The organism is Nocardia sp. NPDC057440, assembly GCF_042802915.1.
Taxonomy (GTDB): Bacteria; Actinomycetota; Actinomycetes; order Mycobacteriales; family Mycobacteriaceae; genus Nocardia.
Map to the genome: position 1 here is coordinate 35,978 of NZ_JBHVDF010000025.1, position 18,381 is coordinate 54,358.

The following is an 18,381-nucleotide window of genomic DNA, read 5'->3' on the forward strand; positions in this document are numbered from 1 at the left end:
AAGCGTTGCGATGACCGCCTGAACCCGCACCGATGTGAGAACGTTCCGTGCCGCCATCGATCGAACGATGACACGACGCGCGGTAGTAGCCGATGAGCGCTCTGCCGGAACGGCGAGACCGATGAGTCTCAGCGGTCGGAGTGGTCGCGGAGTCTGATCCAGCTGGTACCCAACTTCTCCCAGATTCGCTGGTACTCATCGAAGGTCTCGCGGACTCGCTGGAGATCAAGTTGGTCGGAGGCGGTTGTGGCGACGTAGAACGCTAACTCATCCCTGAGACGATTGAATCGATACGAAGCTTCCTCCATGGCAACCCACAGGGGTCGCCATGCAAAGAATGGCTCAAGGGCGCTGAAAGCCGTGACAACGGCCACCAGTGAGAACGCGGTGCCGGTCCACGGATCGAGGTTTTGCAGCCCGAGGATGATTGTCGACGCGGCAGAGAAGGTAACCAAGGCTACGCGCAGCATAACGGCTCGCCACCGGAATCCGTGCTTGCGGCGCCGAGCGTATGCGTGACCAGCGTCGATCTGAGCGCGGACATAGGTAGCAAGTTCTAAAGGTGTTAAGCCAGAAGGCAAGTCGCTCACGCGTTGACAATAGCGGGCAGTGCCTGACCAAGCTTGCCGCATTCGGACACGCGGTTGCCCGTGGTTCGGGCCCGTCTCGGCGAGGCCGCTCCGACATCCGCACGTGCCGCATATCAAGCGTTCGGCAGCTTTGCCCGAGCGATCTGTTTTGCAGCGTCACTTGCCGGGTCCCGCGAATGCGTCGCTGATCTCCAGCGTGCCGAATTGCGGCACAGTTGCATTTGGGGAGCGGGTGGCCACGACGCGCCGGGCGGGTTATGGCTGGCGTGGGCCGGTGAGGTCCATGTGGTCGGGCAGTATGCGCAGCACCTCGTCGAGTCCGTAACTGCTGTAGCGATCGGCGTCGTCGGTGTCGAGGTGACCGATACGGACCGGTGTCGGGCTCTGGATCTGTTGGGCCGTAACCCAATCAATGTCGCCGGTATGTAAGCCCGTCGCTGATGGTGCGATCCGCTTCGGCCTGGGTGAACCCGTCGACCCCGACATGGATCTCTGCGGCACTGAGTAGTACCCCGTACGCGTGGTCGTGATCGAGGAGCCCGGCACCGACGAGACGGCCGAGGCTGTTGGCGGCCAACAGCACCGCGCGGTGCCGGGTGCCGGTCCGCGCGGCGCGGACCCGAGCGCTTTGATTCGACAACGCCGCCGCGGTGTAGGCATCTGGATGACTGATCGGGGTGAACCGGCGCGGGATCAGTGGTGACGGCGTCGGAGCCAGCATCCGTGTCAGCCAGCGGGGCAGCAGGATCGGTGCATGCTCGTCGGCTACGCGGTAGATGCCGTCGGGTAGTTCGGACTGCGCGGCGACGACGTACCCGCCGCTGCCGCGGCTGTCGATGCGCCAGCCTAGCCGTGCGATGGTGTTGCGCAGCGGTGGTTTTCGCGGTGCGCGGTAATAGAGGTGCATACCCCCGGATGGCGTCGAGACGGCATAGGTGGGGACCGGGATCGGCTGACCGACCTCGGCGGCGAGCTGGGCCAGCACGTCGCGGCCATCACGGGCGCGGCCCCACGGCGGCGGAGATGGTTGGCCGTGACTGGTGTCGAGGTCGAGCACATGCAGGCCTGACGGCCCGCAGGCCACCGCGATGTTGTCGGCGAGCCACCGACGCCACCACCGCTGGATCCGATCCAGGTCGCGGGTTGCGTCGTCTTCCCAGTGCTTGATCGTTATTGTTACCGACCTTCCGATCAGGTACTGTCCCCCCCATCGTCTGTAAGGGGGTGCCCACAATGGGTGTTTCACTGAAGCAACTAGCCGTCGCTACCGTGGTCGTAGCCAGCCTTTCGTCGTGCACTACCGCGCCAGCATCCACCAATATCACCCCGCAACAGAGCACGGCGATTCTCAAGATTTTCAGTAACACCGCCGTCACCGATTTCCGCCAGTTCCTCGGCGATCTGATTAAGGGCGACCTGGCAAAGGGCGACGATCTCGTTCCGGCCATCAGCGACTTTCTCGCCAACAAGGAATTGTCTGCTGAGCGGCAAAACGAGATCCATCGCCTGCTGGGCATCTATGCGCGGGTGAAATACGGCAAGATGGGCACTGAAACCCTACGCGAGCTGGTGGAAATCCCAACCTTCGCTGTTGAAGGCGTGGCGCAGCATGACAATCCGGAATTCGTGAAGATTGCCGAGAAGATCAGGAATCTGGCCCAAGAATTCAACCTGAACTTCCGCAACATCGACAATCGCGTCTATGAAATCTCCCTGGAAGGCAGCGGCGACGAAGTCGTTGGCATTCACGCCCACGCCGACGTGGTGCCGGTGACGCCGGAGAATTGGACGCTGAAAGACGGCACCAAGCTCGATCCGTTCAAGGTCACGCTGATCGACGGCCGTATGTACGGCCGTGGTACTGAGGATGACAAGAACGGCATCGTGGTTGCGCTGTACGCGATGAAAGTGATCAAGGAAGAGAAGTTGCCGTTGGCGCGCAATTTCAAGTTGCTGGTGGATACCACCGAAGAAACCTCTGGCGATGCCATCCCATATTACTTCCAACACAACCCGGTACCGCAGTACAACCTGGCGCTAGATGGCAGTTATCCGGTGGTGATTGCCGAAAAAGGTTATGGCACCGTGATGGCCAGTTTTGCCAAACATGCGGGGGAAGGCGAAGGCGCGGAAATTGTTTCGATGACCGGCGGCATGGCCACCAATCAGATTCCATCGACGTCGGTTGCCACTATATTGAGTGACAATCCCAATGAATTGGCTTCCAGCCTGCAGGAGGCTGGTGCTGAATATGTCAAGACCAATGGTGGCAACTTCGCGGTGAGCGCCATGGTAGTTGGTAAGGACGTGACGCTGACGGTCACCGGTGTGTCCGCTCACTCCTCCGAACCTGAATCAGGTGTGAATCCAGTGGCGCGGATGTTGGACTTTGTCAACAACCTCGACGGGAAAATCTCATTAAAACATAACCACATCACTGAGGCCGCCCGTTATGCCGCCGACAACTGGGGCCTGGATTATCTAGGTGGCAAATTGGGCGTCGGCTTCTCGGATGACTTCATGGGGCCGCTGACCGCTTCGCCGACTTATGTCGGCATGGATGACAAGGCATTCAAACTCGCGGTTAACCTACGGGTGCCGAAGGGCAAGTCGCCGGAATTGCTCAAGATGGAAATCGCCAGCAAACTGTCCGCCTGGAGCGCAAAGGTACACATTGCGCCTACCTTTGACTACTCCATCGGTGAGCCGATGTATCGCAATCCCGAAGGTGAATGGGTCAAGGCGCTGCTGGCAGTCGCCACTGAAAACCTGGGAATGGAACACAAGTTTGGCACCTCGGCGGGTGCCACATCAGTCCATGAGCTGCCCAATGGCGTGCAATTCGGCCTGGCCCGTCCTGAACTGAAGTACACCGGGCACACTGACAATGAGTTCAAGACGGTCGACCAATTCTTGCTGGACCTGCAGATCGTCACCGAGATGATGGGGCGCATCGGCCAGCTGCCGAAGCTCTGAGTGCTGTTCGGATCCGTTGTGACGGCAGGTCCGCTTCACTGGCTGGCAGTGGTTCGGGACACCCAGTGGTCTCTGGCGCGGCTGGGTGTTCGTCAGGCGCTTAACGCCGTGCGAGCCTGCGCGCACTGTCGCGGGGACTGCACCAGCCACGCCGTGGTGCGGCGGTGTGCGGTGTCCTCAAGAGTAGCGAGGGGCGGGGCGGCATAGGCGGTGCGCATCGCGGCGAGTTCGTCGAGCTCGGCCGCTGCTCAACAACCAGCAGTCCTCGGAGATGTCCGCTCTGATAAAACAGGTGGAACCCACATTCTTCTGATGTCTGCCCTCGAAGAGCGCTGTGGCTCGCGATGTTTGCCGCCGGCGATCGCGATCTGGGCCTGCTTTTGGGGTGTCATCTCAGGGTCCTCGACGAGAAGCACCCCGAGGTGACAGTCTTCGACGGCGGCGATCCCTGCCGATATGGCTCAACGCTGAAACCGCTCTCAGTGATCGACAGGGTGACTAGGATTTGCCCAACCGCGCCCGGCGTCGGATTCGTCGCGAATGTGTTCCTGCTATGGCCGGGTTGTGGCTTCCCGCCAAATGATGCTCCTATAGATGTCAAGCGGCTGGAACGACGTTCTCGGGCTGCGTGTTTAATGCGGTGAGCGTGCGGTAGACCGCTCGCGCGATGAATCTCTTGAGGCGCCGCACAGTCTCTTTGCGGGACAGCCCTTCCTTCGTGCGGCGATCGACGGATGTTGCTGAGATGGGCAGCGGCCGACTCCGAAGACGAACTCGTCGCCGCAGCGCGGCAAGCATTACAAGAACACATCACATGGGATCAAGACGAAGACCTCGTCTGGGAAATACGAGAGCCCGTCATGCTTTTCGACTCGGCCTGGCCGGGAGCTGGGATCGAACTGGGCAACCAGCTCCGCATCGCCCTGGACCCACGGAGCTACCGAGTTCGAGCAACCTACATCGAGGACCCGGACAACTGGATAATCCTCGTGCAGCTCCGGCCAACCGCCGGCCAGCACCTCAACGACGCCACCCCGACGGAGGCCGCCTGAAACTCACCGATCCAGTGTGCCAAGAACGTGCCAACGGCGGAGAGCACTTCAGATCACCCGAACAGTGAGCGCTGCCGCCAGATCAGTGGGCAGTGGAAGGTCGCGACGGCTTCTTTGGAATGTCGCGATCTCGGCCACTGTCCACGAGTTGCTTGGACGGCATCGTCGTGTTCGGCGATATCGTCGGGTGGTCGTTGCGTGCTTTCGCATCCGTCAGTCTGCGGATGCCCATCAGGCCATCACAACTCGCGCTGCTTCGTGCACTCGAGTTCAGCCCGTGCCGCAGCCATGAGGGCCGCAACCGCCGGAGGCAATGACTTCCCGGGGTCAGGGGCGAAGCGTGGCGAGTGGTTGGCGGGCATTCGCGACGGCAGCCTTCCCTCACCGAGCAGCAGTTCCTGGTCTTCCGATGTGAATCGGCTGGGGTCGACGCCACCGATATGCCAAAACACCGACGGGCAGCCCGCCGCCGAACCGAGAACACCGAAATCTTCGCTGCCGGTGATAGGTCTGGGCATCGGGAACACCGTCAGACCACAGGCGGTGAGCTCAGCCATGACGCGCTCGGTGTCGGCAGGGGTGTTGACGGTCAATGGGAAGCTGTCGAAAATCTCCACCGTCGGTGCAGACCGGGCACCAGCCGCTGTGGCTTCCGCCGCCGCAATCCGATCGATCGCTTCCAACATCTCCCGACGCGACCCGGGAGTGAACGTCCGCAAGCTCAGCAGTAATTCGGCGCTTTCGGCGATGATGTTGGCGCGTTTTCCAGCATGGAGTGCCGCGGCCGTGAGAACCGGCGCTGTCGGCAGGGAAGCCTGTCGGGCGGTCAACGCCTGTAACCGAAGCACGAGCGAGGCCGCCATCGCGAGCGAATCGACTGCCATGTGCGGAGTCGAGGCATGCCCACCCTCGCCGGTCAGTGACACGCGCACCGAATCCGCGGCGGCCATCAACGGACCGCCCCGAGTGAAAATCAGCCCTGCAGGCAATGGGCTCACATGCTGCCCGAGGCAGATAGAGGGCGACGGAACCTTTTCCAGTAGACCGTCATCGAGCATCGCCTTGGCGCCGGAACCGGTTTCCTCGGCCGGCTGGAAGATCGCGACGACTGTGCCGGGCACACCGTTGTCGGCTGCCAGCGCGGCGCAGGCACTCAGCAGCGCGGCGACATGGAAGTCGTGGCCACACGCATGCATGACCCCGGGCACAGTCGAAGCGTATTCGAGATCGGTCTCCTCTTGCACCGGCAGCGCATCCATGTCGGCGCGCAGCCAGATCACTGGTCCGGGTGCTCCCCGGAGAACACCCACCACTCCGGTGCCGCCGACACCGACGGTCACGTCCCAGCCTGGCAGTGACCGCAATTCCTGGGCCACCAAGTCCGCGGTGGCGTGTTCACTCCCCGACAACTCGGGATGCGCATGCAAGTGCCGGTAGACCTGCTGCCAGTGTTCTTCCGCTACAACTGTTGCCATGCCGATCAGCCCTACGGTTCGACGGAGATGGACGTGGGCGAACCAGATGCCCCGCCATCGGCTTTGCGGATCCAGCCGTCGGCAATGCTTCGCATCGTCGCGACTATTTCCGAAGGGTGCGTAAGCTGCGGGTAATGCCCGGTGCCGGCGACCGTCGTAACAGTGGCCGTGCCTGGATCACCGATCAGCGGATCCCGTTCTCCGGCAATGATGTGAACTGGGACGGGGAACGGCTCGGCTTCACCCAGCAGCGCTTGCAGAGCAGCGCGCTCGGCGGGTTTGTGCGCGGCCGCCAGCCAGTTGGCAGTACGGCGGGCGACACCCGGTCGCTGTAGTTGCGTGACGGCGCTGTCGACCGCCCGACGAACATCATCCGAGGAAACGGCAACGCCGTCGCCGAGCAGCGTGCTAGCCAGACGGTCGGTCGACATCCGTTTCAGGAGCGGGGCCGAGAGCGCCGGCGTGCGAAGAAGCCAATGGGGCACTGCTTGGAGGAAATAGGGAGAAATGAGGAGCACAGCCGTGACGCGATCGGGGTGAGCGGCGGCGTAGCGTAGCGCTGGTGCGGCGGCCGCGGAGTGGGCGACGATGATGGGACGGGTTCGAACGGGCGCCAACAGATCGGTTAACCATTCCAGCGGGCTGGCGACCGTAGGGGCCGAACGGCCGAGCCCGGGCAGGTCGGCTACCAGGGCGGGCTCATCATCCAGTTCGTTCAGAACCCCCTGCCACGACTCACTGTCAACGGGAATTCCGTGCAGGAGGACGAAATCGGGCGAGGTTCTGTCTCCGGCGACATAGGTCCGGGATCCGCTGACTCCATGGAAGCCTCCGGGAAACTCTGCTGGCGCAGCCCCGAACGCGTCCGCTACCAACCGATCGGCCCAGTGGCGCAGCACTGTCTCGGCTGCAGGCTGCTGAAGCCCAGCGACCTGAGCGACCTTGTCAGCCGAGGCCGTGTCGTAACGATCCTCGACCAGGAACGTCAGGGACTCAGGATCGGCTCCGGTCAGCGCGGTCGGCAGACGGCGGATCAACCCCACCGGCACAAGGGTCTTCGGCGCACGCACGCCCAGATGGCCGGCAAGCAACTGGACCAAATCTGGCAGGTTGGGTGTGGCCACATCAAGCACCCAGTGCAGGCCGCCCGGCTTCGGATCGCAATTCGGAATCGCGGCCATGAACTTCGCGAAATGATCCACGGCGACGACCGGCACGAATGTATCGGCGGTTCCCGGCAACGCAGGAAGCTTTCCCAACCACAGATCGCGGACCAGGTCAGCCAGCCCCAGGTATTGACCGACTTCTCCGGTCTCCGAGTGGCCGATCACGCTACTGGGATTGACCACGGTCAGTGGCACACCCAATTGCGCCGCGACGACTCGCATGGCGGCGTCCGCTTCGGTCTTGGAACCCTCATAGGCTCCCATGCTCCGGTAGAGCTTCGCTGATTCCTCTTCAGGGAGCGGATACCGCGGCCGCGGGTCCATCCCGACTCGATATCCCGACACGTGGATCAGCCGACGTAGACCAGGACGAGTCGCTGCCCAGTACAACGCGTTAAGGGCACCGTCGACATTGACGGCTGTAGCCTCCTCGCGTTGCAAACCGAACCGGTAGATTCCAGCGACGTTGAAAACATCTCGCACGCCCGCGAGGCGGTCGTCGTCTGTCGAGCTCAATCCAAGATCTGAACCATTTGTGAAATCGCCGGGCACGACCACGAGCCGTTCACCAGCCTCGCCATGGTCGCGCAGCCACGCGCGCAACTCGTCTTCCCGGCTAGCGATGAGCTCGCCCGCGGCATTCTTGCGCCTCCGAGCAGGATCGCGAATAACGGCGGCGACTACGCGCCCCTGATCCAGCAGATGCAACACCGTCCATTTGCCAATAAACCCGGTAGCACCGAATACGACTGCGTCTGCAGTACTAGTCGATGTTTCTTCCATGTCATAACCCTCTCTAGACTGGTCTACATAATTTGCGCAAAAAGACGCGCTCGGAATCCCGTGCGCTGGTTAGTCCGCGGCGAGCAGCCTCGCGATACGTCGGCCAACCTGCTCGATGGGGGTTCGACTGCGGCTGGCACGGGCCAGTAAGAGCGCACCCTCGATCAGGGCAAGCGCCGTCGTCGCGAGCTCGTTCGCTTCGGCCAGGTCATGGCCATCGACGACGAGAGCATCGGCCAGCGTACGCTGCCAGCCCGAGTAGATACCGCCACAGACAGACTGCAGGTCGTCATTGTTCGCGGCGACCTCTAGCGCCACCGTGGCCACTGGGCAACCTTTGCCGTAATCGGCTGCCACCATTCTGTCCGCCAGTCTTTCCAGTACGGCCAGCACGAGCGCCTGGGGGGTAGGCGCAGATACGGCTACCTCCCGGACGATGCCATCGACCTCCCCGCCCGCCGCCGTAAGCGCCTCGCTCACCAGTTCATCCTTGCCGCCAGGAAAGTGGTGATAAAGCGAACCCCGAGGAGCTTCGGCCATCGTGAGCACCTGTGTGAGTCCGGTGCCGTGGTAGCCGTTCGCCTCGACAAGCGCCCGAGCCGCTTCAATCATCCGCTCACGTGTCCCAACGCGGTTTACTCTCACGGTCAGAAGATAGACCGGTCTGCATATTACTGTCAATCATGGCAGTGATGGCGAGCATCCGCAGGTTCTGGGTGAGCATCTTGTGGCTGATCCCCTCGACCGCGCCGAGTTACAGGCTCGGCACGGATCAGCGCTACATCACCGACATCGGCGGGATTCGACGAACTGCCTGTTTGTTTCGGCAGCGGCCGGGAATGCGGAGGTGAGGAGAAAGGCGGAAAGCTATGGTGATCGCCAACGGAGTGCGTCTGGTCCGGACCGAGGGACCCGGCCACCGCAAAATCGTGCAGGTGACGGTCGTTCGGCATGGCCCGGTGCCGTCTGCCGAAATCGAGCCGATCGGTGGCGGGCGGCGGGCCGCGGCGCTGTTGACGGATCTGGCATGGGACTTCCGACTGGCTTCCGACGTTCTCAACACTGAGCACATGGCTCACAAGATCAAGGGCCCCGGGAAGAACATGGCGGCGCGATGATGAACTCGACTTCGGCGGCCTCCGAAGGATCTGCCGAGTGCCGCAAGATAACACTGACGCGTAACGGCCCGGCCCTGATAGAGGGACCTGTCGAGTTGGTGACCGGCGACGGAACTTCGGTGTACTCCGACAGGTTCCTCGTCGCGATGTGCACCTGTCGCCGCTCGAAGAACTTTCCGCTCTGCGACGCCAGCCATCGCAGGCGCCGGCGAAGCAAACCTCAGAAGGACTGAATCGCGGCCTCGGACAAGGAGCTGCGCCCGGCGCGCCAGGCGCCGAGCACTTCCTCGGTGAATCGCTCCTCCAAGAGACCGGTGGCTTGGATGCCGAAGACAACCGATGCGGTCAATGTCGGTTCGCGGGAGAGTAGATCGCCGATCACCTCACGCCGCAGCACCTGCTCGTGAACCGCGTCCGCCTCCACATGTTCGGTGAAGAAGCGCACACAATCCGGGTGCGCCTGCAGCCGCTCGAGCGCGTCGGCGATGCGGCGCGCGCTGGGTGAGGTGGTGATTTCGGTCGCCGCGAAATGCCCGACCAGGGCCCCGCGCAATGCCCGATGCAGACCGAACAGCGACATCATGTTCACCACCGCGAGCATCGCGGCCGGTACCGCATCCACGTAATGCAGGTAGCTGGAATTCAGGCCGGCCCCTTCGAGTAGGTCGACATACAGCTGTGAGTGCATCCGGTCGGCGTGTCCGCCGCCGTACTCGTCGTACTCGACCGCGACCAGGGCCGCTTTCGCCGGTCCGTTCAGTCGTGGAATGACCCACGCGTGCGGGTCGGCTTCTTTGTGGTGGTAAATGGACCGATGCACGAAATACTCGCGCATGTGCCACCATTCGCCGTCCTCGAGTAGATGTCGGCTGATGCCGGAGCCGTCGGCCGGCTCGACGAGCAGTGCATCGAGTTCGCGGTGCAGGGCTCTGCCACCTGCCACGTCGCTACGCATGGCGTCGAGGAACTGCTGCTCCAGGTGGCTGCGGAATCGCAGCAGGTCGGTTTGCCATTCCCACTCCGGATCGACGCCGTCGAACCCTCGGTAGTGCAGCTCATAACAGGTGTGCAGGGCCAGCTGCAGGTCGATGCCGTAGGGATCGTCGCCTTCGGGCTCCGGGAATGCGACGACCCGCCCACGGTCGCCGCGCAACGCGGTGGCGACCGCCTCCGACAATGTGCCGCGAGGTACGGGAACAGCGGATGCCGCTGCGCCGATCCTAGGAAGGTTCATTGGCAGCGAATACCCGCTGTCGCCCGGCTATCACCGACCTGGGATGCGATCAGGCATCCGGGCGCGGAATGTCACCACGCCATGCGCCTGTTTCGTGGTGCTGCGCTTCGATGAAATGCTTGAAGCGCTGCATATCGCCGTTGACACGGTGTTTCAGCACGCCGAGCTTGTCGGCGGCGTTCTCCACGAATCCCTCCGGATCGACCTCCATTTGCGCGGTGATCCTGGTGTGAGTGTCGTCCAGACGGTGGAAGGTGATCACGCCCGCGTGGTTGGGACCGCTGTCGGACTTCCACGCGACGCGTTCGTCGGGATGCTGCTCGGTGATGGTCGCGTCGAATTCCCGGGCCGAGGGGCCGACCTGGATGCGCCAGCGGGTGTGCCTGTCGTCGAGTTGGTCTACCGCCTCCACACCCACCATGAACTGTGGAAATGTCTCGAACTGTGTCCACTGGTTATAGGCGGTGCGTACCGGAACCTCGACATCGACGGTGGCGGCCAGAGTGCTCATCTGCGCTTCCTTTCGTTGCCCGTCCGCAGCCTTCCAGGATGGGCAATCAATCGGTCGACAGCCGCTCGTGTGAAGCGACTCGGGTCTAGCGCCGCATACCCGGGCCGATCTGAAGCAAACGCTGCCTCGGGATATGTCTTCACGCGAAGATCCGGCGTGATCACTCCGGTCGACACTGGTCGGTCGAGGAAACGTGACCGATGTCGTGTGACGAGCAACTCGCATCGCAGGCCTCGGAAACCGAAGCCATCGACGAGGGTGTCGAAGGTGGCCATCACAGCGGGTACGCAGAGCCAGGACCAGCATCGCGAACCTGGGCCGCGATGACATCGCGTTCGACGACGGCGAATACCTGATCGCTCGACTCGTCATCGGTCCGAACGACCGTGAGTCGGGCAACCACGTCCCGATGGCTTGACGCCTGCCACTCGATCGGCGTACAAGGCCGCCATCTGACGGGCGGGGCAGGGCATACAAATCCGACACCTTCAGATGCCGCCCCGAGTGGTTGCGATTGCATCAGGTGCTCGTGTTCCCGAGCCCCCGACAGCCGGAGAAACCTCGAGATCAATATCAGGGGCTGTGCCGACATTCTGAGTTTTTGGGCTATCGATGATTACTCCCTCTACTCCAGGTGATACCTGCTTTCTCGAGTGCCAGCGGTACGCAGAATCATTGGGTCGCCGCTCCGGCACCTGTTTGGTGGCGCAAATCCGGGCTATCCGCAACAAGACCGGCTGGAAAACGCAGGCCGGGCACCTTCGAAGAAAGGGGCTCGCACCATGAGCGGTGTAGACAAGGCGAAGAACAAAGCCGAGAAACTCGCCGGTAAGGCCAAGGAAAAATTCGGCGAGGCCACCGACGACAAGGGCAAGCAGAACGAGGGCAAAGCCGATCAGGCCAAGTCCGACTTGAAGGATGCGGGCGAGAAGGTCAAGGACGCCTTCCGCAACTGACTCGACGCTCGCCAGCGTCGAACGCGAGCGGGTGACCTACGAGGTCATCCGCTCGTCGCGCGCCGATTCCCGCTGTCTGCCACCGTATTTCATCGAGCGAGGTTTGATCGAGGCCGCATCGACCGCAGTCGCGTTGGTTCTGCACCCGCTGCGCCCTCATTGAGCCGATTCCGAATAGCTAGGCTCGTCCAGAGATGGCAACACCGTTTCATCGACGATCAGCAGCACCGCGACAGCGACCGGGATGGCGAGCAGCGCACCGACAATCCCGAGCACGCGCCACCAAGCAGAACCGACACCACCGTCACGATCGGAGGCACCCCGCGCCGTTCTACCGATGATTCTGGGCACGAGTACGTAGTCCTCGAACAACCGCAGAATAATGAGGAAGACCACCACCCGGCCGCCGAAACATGAGTACGCGGCGCTAGTTTTCGGCGTGCGGTCGGAAGAAAATCATCGGCGACGAACCGCGCAACTCCCGCGAATGGGCGTGTCGGCGTTGCCGATCTTGTGTTGCCAGCAAGTCGCTCGAGCGCGCTGGACTTTTGCTCCCGGTCAATGTGAAGAAGACGTGCCTCGTGACCCGCACCGACAGCACGACTGGGTCGAGCATCGCCAGGGTGCTTTCTCGAACGATGTCACCGAGTGGTTCCACGAAGGCGGCGCGCAGCAGGGCTATCGCCTCGTCACGGTCGAGGCGAGGCCGCAGCGCGCGATACGCGACCACCAGCGCGAGTGTCATCCGCAGGTTGTATCGGGCGGGCTCGTCAACGACGCGGTCCGCGTTTGCCGCTTCCAATTCCATTAGCCGCGTACGCATCTCGACGATCAGGCTATCCGGGAGGTCGGGCAGGCCCGCGGCGATGTGGTCGAAGAAGCCGTCGACGATGGCCATCGAGTCATTTTCGGGATCGGGCGTGTAGTCGTCTCCGGCAAGGCCGAATTGGTCGGTGTGCATGATCTGTCCTTTCGAGACGGAGTCCGGTCCCGAAGTACAGCTACGCCCCTACATGATGGGCGGGCCGTGCTCGAAACCGAACGAGCACGCCAGCACGCTCCACCGACCTACCTGGCGCTGACGATATTTGGTTGAAATTGACCACCACAGGATGCCACCACATCCGGCTGTTCGACAACCGTTTCGTGCTCGCGTCAGTTGGTGTGGTCTGGACCGTCACCAGGTCCGCCCAGCACCGGCGGGCGCGGCCCGGTGCGTGGCATAAATAAGCCCGTCGCTGATGGTGCGATCCGCTTCGGCCCGGGTGAACCCGTCGACCCCGACATGGATCTGTGCGGTGCTGAGCAGGACCCGTACGCGTGGTCGTGATCGAGGAGCCCGGCACCGACGAGACGGCCGGTGCTGTTGGCGGCCAACAGCACCGCGCGGAGAGCTCTCATCGCATCACCCGAACAGTGCCAGCCGCCGTCGGATGTGGTAGCCGCTGGTCGAATGCTGCTCGGCCGCCGCCGAATCGGCACCTACCGAGCGTTCGGCGACGATTCGTTCTTGACGCCTACGGGAGTTGCTCGAATCCGTCGGGGGTGTACAGACGTACGGCTCGAACCGCGGCGGCGACCGCTACGAGCGGGGGTATGCGATGGCGATGGCCGTGTCCGCCGCCCGCCGACCATGCGAGGCCGAGCCCCGAAACGGGGGCAGGGGCAATACGGCGCGGCCGACGTGGAGCACCGCCCCGCAGTGTTGGAGGTACTCGATAGCCCGATCGGCTTTGCTGATGCCGGTGACGAGCCGGATATGGCGCCCGACCGGGCCGCTGATAGCGATGGTGGGTCCCGACAGGCCATTGTCCTGAAAAAACAACTCCACCCCGATTCGCAGCGGAGCGGGTAGCTCGATTCCGGCGCGTTCCACTCCGAACGTCACCACGAGCGTGTCGTCGGCGTGGCTGATCGACCAATCGAACCGGTTGGCCGTGGTGGCGGGTTCGGCGGCGGCCGTGCATGTCATTGGGTTCGCCGGTGTCGCAATCAGTGTGTACTCCCTTTCGAGCATCGACAGAGGTCGCGGAACGCACATATGCCCAGACGTCGGTGGTGGGACGCCATATCGTTACGCCGGCCGATCGGTTGGGGGAGGGCATCGGGCATTCGCCTTGCCCAAGGTCTGCTATCTGGGGTCCAGGTTTTTTCGAGCGGATTTAGTGGACCGGACGACCGTTTCGGCTGATGTCCTCGAAATCGAGCAAAGATAGCTACGAACCAACTACTGGGCAGATGGCTAATATTTAGTTATCAAGGAAGAAATTTACTTAAGATCGATCCGGTAAATCTGTGAACTGGGGGTACATCGTCGCTATAGTCCTTGGCCATGACTGATGTGCAAGTAAGCGGCGAGGGATATGTGTTTGCACGCGATATGTGGGCAACTGAGAGGTTATGGCTGTCACGGTCCGTGCGGACTATCCTTCTCGGGCTCGCCGGCCAACTGAGCGGGCTCGGACCACAGGCGTGGACTCGCTATGAAGACGGTGAGCTGGAATTCGTGGAGGCGCGTGAGTTCCAACTAGCCCTGCTGCGAGTGCACAGTGTGCTCGCGAACGAGATCGACGCCGGGATGTTGGAAGCCGCAGCCGCCGCCCTCGACCATACGGCCGGGCTGGGTGACGTCGCCGCCGTCACGGGCCTGGACCGGGCGCATGCCTATCAGCGCTGGGGCGCCCTCACCGCGGTCGGTGAACGTATTGCGCTCATCATCTCGCAGCCGTGGCCGGATGGCGGGCCGTCCGCCCTCCGGTCCCCTGAAGCGCTCTACGAGCGAGATCGGCGATGGTGGCGGGTGAGCAGCGCCGCGAGACGCAACGCCCGTTACGCCGTCGTCGTCGTCGATCGACTCGTCGCGCGGGTATACGGGCTCGACCAGAACGGTTGGCAGTCGGATCCCACGGGAACACGGTGGGAGTTCCGGGCACTCGGGTCTGAACCGCTGTCGCAGATCCACGTGGATCGCGCATACCGAAGGGGGCACCTACCGGTCCGATTGGGCGACCCCTACCCCGCCCGGCTGGATCGCGCGTGCGTCCCCAGTTACTTCTCGGATGGGCACGATGGCGACTGAGGCGCGGACATCGATGCCATCCCCTATCACAATCCGATGTCAGCGAACGCTGGCAAGGAAGCGTACTTTCGGTATGCGCGTCGCCTGATTTCCCGACAATTGCTCGTACCCATCACCTATTTCTCGGGGTGAAGCTGGTCAGGACATTGCGGCTGTGGTTTTATGTCGACTCATCGCTACCGGTCTGCGGTCGCGCACATTCAGCAGGTCTGTCTCGCTTGCCTGGTTCATGAAATAGATTCCATGAAATAGAAAAGGACATTTCGTGATCGAAACCTCACGCATCGCGGCGATCGGTATCGCATGCGTTGCAGTAATCGCGCCGGTAACCGCCCGCGCGGAAGCGCCCGCCGAACATGACATCGAATACAAGGTCACTTTGGTGGAACGTGTTGTGACAACCACCCTATCGGGAGGGACCTTCGTGCTCGACCACGATCACAGCTCGTTCACGATTCGCGATGAGAGCGGCGCACCCGTGATGGTCGTGCCAACGCGATTCGCCGTTGGCGACAAGGTGCTCACAGTCGACTCCGCACTCAGCAAAGATGCGAAGGAGCTGCGGTTGACACCCGGTGAGCTGCGGCCCGCCGTCGCGCAGGCCGCGACACCGGTCGCATCGCCCCTCGAGAACCAGGCCGCGATGTCGGCGTTCTCGACCCGATTGCGGCTCGCCGCCACGATCGGCACATTCGTCGGCACCGCGATCGGTCTGGTCGTCGGAGGCATTACCGGATGCATTATGGGTTTGCCGCTGTTCGGGGTGGGCTGCATACCTGCCGCGATCGCCGGTGCCGGGGTCGGCGGCATTCTGGGGACAATCGCCGCCGGGGGACCGGTCCTGGTGCTTTCGGCCGTGGAGCTGATCAACACGCTCAACGCGCCCGACGGTACGAGTAAATGGGCGCAGAACTCTTCGCTGAAACCTACGAATTAGGTGATCAGCTACGCGATGTCATCAGGCGATATAGCACCGGCGCCCTAGTTCTGCGGGCGGACTTCGGTAGTTTCGTCGAACGCGACGGTGCGGTCGCCGACATACATCGAGCCGGTGGAAGAGAAGACCAGGCGCGGCACGTTCGCCGCCGGGATCGCACGCAGCGGCGCCAGGCTACCTTCGATGTTGTTGGGCCAGTACTTCTCTGGGTTCATGACCGATTCTGCGACTTCGATCGAGGCCGCGAAGTGCAGAACGCGGCGTCGGGGGTGAGGGCGTCGGCGACCTGACGTGCCGACATCTCATTGCACGGTGCGGCCCGATTGCACCCGTACCACTACGATCAGGGTTCGAGTCGACGGTTTGGCGGGGGAGGCCCGTTCGAGACCGGAGGGGCCTATGAGCATGACCGATTCCCAGCACGAACCCGGCGATAACCCGAACGCGGGCACCGCTGAACCCGCACCGCCGCCATTCAACCCACCCAGCGGCCAGGATAGTTCCACTGCAGGCGCCGACCTTGTGTTCTTCGGGCCCACTGCGGCGGGCCCGACTGCGGACCCGCCTTGGTACGGCCAATCTGGTCAGGGGTACCGGCCGCCACTGCCGTATCCGCCGCCGTCGACCGGTAGCGGCAAAACGGGTCTGATCGTCGCCGGCGTTCTCGGGCTGATGGTGGTGCTGGGTATCGGTGTGGCGATCGGTATGTTCGTGGGTGGTGGCGGTGGCAGTGAGTCCGCCGGTGCCTCGGCCACTGCCCGGCAGGGATCGGGGCCGGGGACCTATTCGATGAACGGGATCACCAATGCGTGTGACCTGGTCGACCCCACCGCGTTGATCAAGTGGTCGTCCACGCCGAAAGACACTCCCAACCATCGGGAAACCCAGCCGTCCACCCACGACAGCGGCAGCCTGAAGTGCGATGTCGGCTACACCAGTTCGACCGGCGACAAGTTCTCCATGAACAGAGCCCGGATGAGCGTCGAGGCCGAGTTCACCGACGGGACAGCTCCGCCCTTCTACGACCATTGGAAACACGCCGACATCGCCACCGCTGGACCCGGGTCGGTCTCCGGCGAGGTCACCGGAATCGGCAGCCAGGGGTATTGGCATTCCGAAGTGACCGGCAACCTCGTCGCGGAAATGGCCTACGTCGTGTGTGTGCAGGACGGCAATGTCTCGGTGCGGGTAAAGATCGCGCTCACGCGTGAGAAGGGTTCTCCTGCGGTGAGCCTGGACGAACTCGATTCGATCGCCAGGCCCCAAGTCCGCAGTGCGCTGGACGGTTTGAGGGAGAAGTAGAGGCCGTCGACTAGAGCGGGCCGGTGGGGATGGCGCGGATGACTGCTCGACGTCGGCAGGAATAGGATCGGTTCAGAGTTGAGTGGTCGACGGGGGGAGCCCGTTGCAGAAACGGAGGGCCACGGGGATGATCTACCCCCAGCGCGGACCTGACGATCAGCCGACGCCGGGAAGCGCCGATCCCGCTGTGCGGCAACATAATCTGCCGGTTGGCGACTCGCTTGGCCCCGACTCGGGCACCTACACGCCTGTGCCTGTGCCTGTGCCTGCGTTTGCTCCCGGTCAGCCTGTTTTCGGATACGGCCGACCTCGTCAGGGCTACGGGCCGCCGCCGTCGAGCCGTAGCGGCAAAACGGGTCTGATCGTTGCCGGCGTTCTCGGGCTGGTAGTGGTGCTGGGTATCGGTGTGGTGATCGGCATCTTCGTCAGTGGCGACGACAGTGGCGGCAATTCCGCCGCTGCCGCTGCCCCTTCCAGCGCCGCCCCGACCACGACGACGTCGCGCCGGGAAGCCGCGCCGGGGATCTATTCGATGAGCGCGATCACCAATGCCTGCGACCTTGTCGATCCGACGCCGTTGCACAGGTGGTCGTCCACGCCCAGGGAAGACCCCCGACATCGGGAATTCCCGCCGAATACCTCCGACGGCGGCAACCTGCACTGCGCGATCCGCTACACCAGCCCCTCGACGATCGACGACGACGCCACCGTCGACGAAGCCGGAATCAGCCTGCAGGCCCAGTTCACCGGTGCCGAGTCCGCCCCCGCCTACGACCGTTGGAAACAGACCGACACCGCCGCCACCGGAGCAGGGCTGGCCTCCGGCGAGGTCACCGGAATCGGCGCCCAGGGCTACTGGCACATCGCGACCACCGACACCAGCAACGGAATGACCTACATCGTGGGCGTGCACGACAGCAACATCTCGGTGCGAGTAGAAGTCGCCGTCCTGCGCGCAAAAGGCGAACCCCCGGTGAATCGGGACGATCTCGACACGATCGCCACAAACCAAGCCCGGCAAGCTCTGAATGGACTGAAGACGGAATAGGCGCCACCAGCCATACGCGACGGTGTCCAAGCTTCGGGCGTGGGTTGGTTGAAGCCTTCCTGCATTCAGGGTCCATCGGGCTGTCGTCGCCCCGGATACGGCGCACGCTAGTGGCTCGCCGCCCACCACCGACACGACGAAGTCGCGGTCGCGT

At 63.0% G+C, this 18,381-nt stretch carries 19 protein-coding genes and 1 pseudogene; 9 read left to right on the plus strand and 11 right to left on the minus strand.

Features of this window, described 5'->3' with window-relative positions:
- Window positions 1–128: 128 nt before the first annotated feature.
- Both ACFU4Z_RS33745 and ACFU4Z_RS33750 read right to left on the minus strand, forming a co-directional pair.
- Window positions 129–590 (minus strand): SLATT domain-containing protein, encoded by a 462-nt coding sequence (locus ACFU4Z_RS33745; protein ID WP_379071594.1) that lies wholly within the window; start codon window positions 588–590, stop codon window positions 129–131.
- Window positions 591–999: 409 nt separating this feature from the next.
- The gene (locus ACFU4Z_RS33750) at window positions 1,000–1,836 is read right to left on the minus strand and encodes a bifunctional DNA primase/polymerase (RefSeq protein ID WP_379071597.1); all 837 of its coding nucleotides are present in this window, start codon (window positions 1,834–1,836) and stop codon (window positions 1,000–1,002) included.
- Between ACFU4Z_RS33750 and ACFU4Z_RS33755 the strand changes: the two genes are divergently transcribed.
- The gene (locus tag ACFU4Z_RS33755) at window positions 1,824–3,566 is read left to right on the plus strand and encodes a dipeptidase (protein WP_379071599.1); all 1,743 of its coding nucleotides are present in this window, start codon (window positions 1,824–1,826) and stop codon (window positions 3,564–3,566) included. The two genes, ACFU4Z_RS33750 and ACFU4Z_RS33755, sit on opposite strands and share 13 nt — an antisense overlap.
- 734 nt (window positions 3,567–4,300) lie before the next feature.
- Window positions 4,301–4,618 carry an Imm21 family immunity protein gene (locus ACFU4Z_RS33760; protein ID WP_379071602.1) on the plus strand — a complete coding sequence of 106 codons (318 nt, stop codon included), beginning with the start codon at window positions 4,301–4,303 and terminating at the stop codon, window positions 4,616–4,618.
- Between the two features lie 239 nt (window positions 4,619–4,857).
- Here ACFU4Z_RS33760 and ACFU4Z_RS33765 read toward each other — a convergent pair whose 3' ends face one another.
- The 3 genes from ACFU4Z_RS33765 to ACFU4Z_RS33775 all read right to left on the minus strand — a co-directional run bounded on the left by ACFU4Z_RS33765 (window position 4,858) and on the right by ACFU4Z_RS33775 (window position 8,654).
- A complete protein-coding gene (locus ACFU4Z_RS33765) occupies window positions 4,858–6,093 on the minus strand; it encodes an amidohydrolase (RefSeq protein ID WP_379071604.1) in 1,236 nt (411 codons plus the stop codon).
- Between the two features lie 11 nt (window positions 6,094–6,104).
- Window positions 6,105–8,042, minus strand: coding sequence for an alpha/beta fold hydrolase (locus ACFU4Z_RS33770; protein ID WP_379071607.1), 1,938 nt, complete (start codon window positions 8,040–8,042; stop codon window positions 6,105–6,107).
- A 69-nt stretch (window positions 8,043–8,111) separates the two neighbouring features.
- Entirely contained in the window at window positions 8,112–8,654 is a 543-nt protein-coding gene (locus ACFU4Z_RS33775; protein WP_379071610.1) for a TetR/AcrR family transcriptional regulator, read from the minus strand.
- Window positions 8,655–8,911: 257 nt separating this feature from the next.
- On the opposite strand from ACFU4Z_RS33775, the gene ACFU4Z_RS33780 reads away from it, so the two are divergent.
- Together ACFU4Z_RS33780 and ACFU4Z_RS33785 are read left to right on the plus strand one after the other, a co-directional pair.
- Entirely contained in the window at window positions 8,912–9,160 is a 249-nt protein-coding gene (locus ACFU4Z_RS33780) for a hypothetical protein (protein ID WP_379071612.1), read from the plus strand.
- Window positions 9,160–9,393, plus strand: coding sequence for a CDGSH iron-sulfur domain-containing protein (locus ACFU4Z_RS33785; RefSeq protein WP_379071662.1), 234 nt, complete (start codon window positions 9,160–9,162; stop codon window positions 9,391–9,393). Before ACFU4Z_RS33780 ends, ACFU4Z_RS33785 begins: the two co-directional genes overlap by 1 nt.
- On the opposite strand, the gene ACFU4Z_RS33790 is transcribed toward ACFU4Z_RS33785, so the two are convergent.
- Window positions 9,381–10,394, minus strand: a complete 1,014-nt coding sequence (locus ACFU4Z_RS33790) for an iron-containing redox enzyme family protein (protein ID WP_379071615.1) — start codon at window positions 10,392–10,394, stop codon at window positions 9,381–9,383. The genes ACFU4Z_RS33785 and ACFU4Z_RS33790 overlap by 13 nt on opposite strands.
- Window positions 10,395–10,443: 49 nt before the next feature.
- Window positions 10,444–10,905, minus strand: a complete 462-nt coding sequence (locus ACFU4Z_RS33795; protein WP_379071618.1) for an SRPBCC family protein — start codon at window positions 10,903–10,905, stop codon at window positions 10,444–10,446.
- Between the two features lie 782 nt (window positions 10,906–11,687).
- Here ACFU4Z_RS33795 and ACFU4Z_RS33800 point away from each other — a divergent pair.
- A complete protein-coding gene (locus ACFU4Z_RS33800; protein WP_379071621.1) occupies window positions 11,688–11,861 on the plus strand; it encodes a CsbD family protein in 174 nt (57 codons plus the stop codon).
- Between the two features lie 156 nt (window positions 11,862–12,017).
- Here the strand turns inward: ACFU4Z_RS33800 and ACFU4Z_RS33805 are convergent.
- From ACFU4Z_RS33805 to ACFU4Z_RS33815, 3 genes and pseudogenes are all read right to left on the minus strand, one after another.
- Window positions 12,018–12,257, minus strand: a pseudogene (locus tag ACFU4Z_RS33805) (AI-2E family transporter); the annotation flags it as partial.
- Between the two features lie 31 nt (window positions 12,258–12,288).
- A complete protein-coding gene (locus ACFU4Z_RS33810; protein WP_379071624.1) occupies window positions 12,289–12,822 on the minus strand; it encodes a hypothetical protein in 534 nt (177 codons plus the stop codon).
- 621 nt (window positions 12,823–13,443) lie between these two features.
- Entirely contained in the window at window positions 13,444–13,833 is a 390-nt protein-coding gene (locus ACFU4Z_RS33815; protein ID WP_379071627.1) for a hypothetical protein, read from the minus strand.
- 444 nt (window positions 13,834–14,277) lie between these two features.
- Between ACFU4Z_RS33815 and ACFU4Z_RS33820 the strand changes: the two genes are divergently transcribed.
- Together ACFU4Z_RS33820 and ACFU4Z_RS33825 are read left to right on the plus strand one after the other, a co-directional pair.
- Window positions 14,278–14,940, plus strand: a complete 663-nt coding sequence (locus ACFU4Z_RS33820) for a hypothetical protein (protein WP_379071630.1) — start codon at window positions 14,278–14,280, stop codon at window positions 14,938–14,940.
- Window positions 14,941–15,205: 265 nt separating this feature from the next.
- A complete protein-coding gene (locus ACFU4Z_RS33825; RefSeq protein ID WP_379071633.1) occupies window positions 15,206–15,877 on the plus strand; it encodes a hypothetical protein in 672 nt (223 codons plus the stop codon).
- 44 nt (window positions 15,878–15,921) lie between these two features.
- Here ACFU4Z_RS33825 and ACFU4Z_RS33830 read toward each other — a convergent pair whose 3' ends face one another.
- Window positions 15,922–16,092, minus strand: coding sequence for an NAD-dependent epimerase/dehydratase family protein (locus ACFU4Z_RS33830; protein WP_379071636.1), 171 nt, complete (start codon window positions 16,090–16,092; stop codon window positions 15,922–15,924).
- Between the two features lie 184 nt (window positions 16,093–16,276).
- Here ACFU4Z_RS33830 and ACFU4Z_RS33835 point away from each other — a divergent pair, with 184 nt between their 5' ends.
- A complete protein-coding gene (locus ACFU4Z_RS33835; RefSeq protein ID WP_379071639.1) occupies window positions 16,277–17,179 on the plus strand; it encodes a hypothetical protein in 903 nt (300 codons plus the stop codon).
- A 256-nt stretch (window positions 17,180–17,435) separates the two neighbouring features.
- Complete coding sequence (locus tag ACFU4Z_RS33840) at window positions 17,436–18,227, plus strand: hypothetical protein (protein WP_379071642.1); 792 nt, start codon at window positions 17,436–17,438, stop codon at window positions 18,225–18,227.
- Window positions 18,228–18,381: the final 154 nt, after the last annotated feature.

Bases quoted from the DNA above. Each gene is read 5' to 3' on its own strand.
- ACFU4Z_RS33785 (WP_379071662.1), top strand. From the start codon at position 9,160: ATGAACTCGACTTCGGCGGCCTCCGAAGGATCTGCCGAGTGCCGCAAG.
- ACFU4Z_RS33775 (WP_379071610.1), bottom strand. From the start codon at position 8,654: ATGATTGAAGCGGCTCGGGCGCTTGTCGAGGCGAACGGCTACCACGGC.
- ACFU4Z_RS33810 (WP_379071624.1), bottom strand. From the start codon at position 12,822: ATGCACACCGACCAATTCGGCCTTGCCGGAGACGACTACACGCCCGAT.
- ACFU4Z_RS33780 (WP_379071612.1), top strand. From the start codon at position 8,912: ATGGTGATCGCCAACGGAGTGCGTCTGGTCCGGACCGAGGGACCCGGC.
- ACFU4Z_RS33815 (WP_379071627.1), bottom strand. From the start codon at position 13,833: ATGACATGCACGGCCGCCGCCGAACCCGCCACCACGGCCAACCGGTTC.
- ACFU4Z_RS33760 (WP_379071602.1), top strand. From the start codon at position 4,301: ATGTTGCTGAGATGGGCAGCGGCCGACTCCGAAGACGAACTCGTCGCC.
- ACFU4Z_RS33795 (WP_379071618.1), bottom strand. From the start codon at position 10,905: ATGAGCACTCTGGCCGCCACCGTCGATGTCGAGGTTCCGGTACGCACC.
- ACFU4Z_RS33755 (WP_379071599.1), top strand. From the start codon at position 1,824: ATGGGTGTTTCACTGAAGCAACTAGCCGTCGCTACCGTGGTCGTAGCC.
- ACFU4Z_RS33790 (WP_379071615.1), bottom strand. From the start codon at position 10,394: ATGAACCTTCCTAGGATCGGCGCAGCGGCATCCGCTGTTCCCGTACCT.
- ACFU4Z_RS33830 (WP_379071636.1), bottom strand. From the start codon at position 16,092: ATGAACCCAGAGAAGTACTGGCCCAACAACATCGAAGGTAGCCTGGCG.
- ACFU4Z_RS33800 (WP_379071621.1), top strand. From the start codon at position 11,688: ATGAGCGGTGTAGACAAGGCGAAGAACAAAGCCGAGAAACTCGCCGGT.
- ACFU4Z_RS33835 (WP_379071639.1), top strand. From the start codon at position 16,277: ATGAGCATGACCGATTCCCAGCACGAACCCGGCGATAACCCGAACGCG.
- ACFU4Z_RS33770 (WP_379071607.1), bottom strand. From the start codon at position 8,042: ATGGAAGAAACATCGACTAGTACTGCAGACGCAGTCGTATTCGGTGCT.
- ACFU4Z_RS33765 (WP_379071604.1), bottom strand. From the start codon at position 6,093: ATGGCAACAGTTGTAGCGGAAGAACACTGGCAGCAGGTCTACCGGCAC.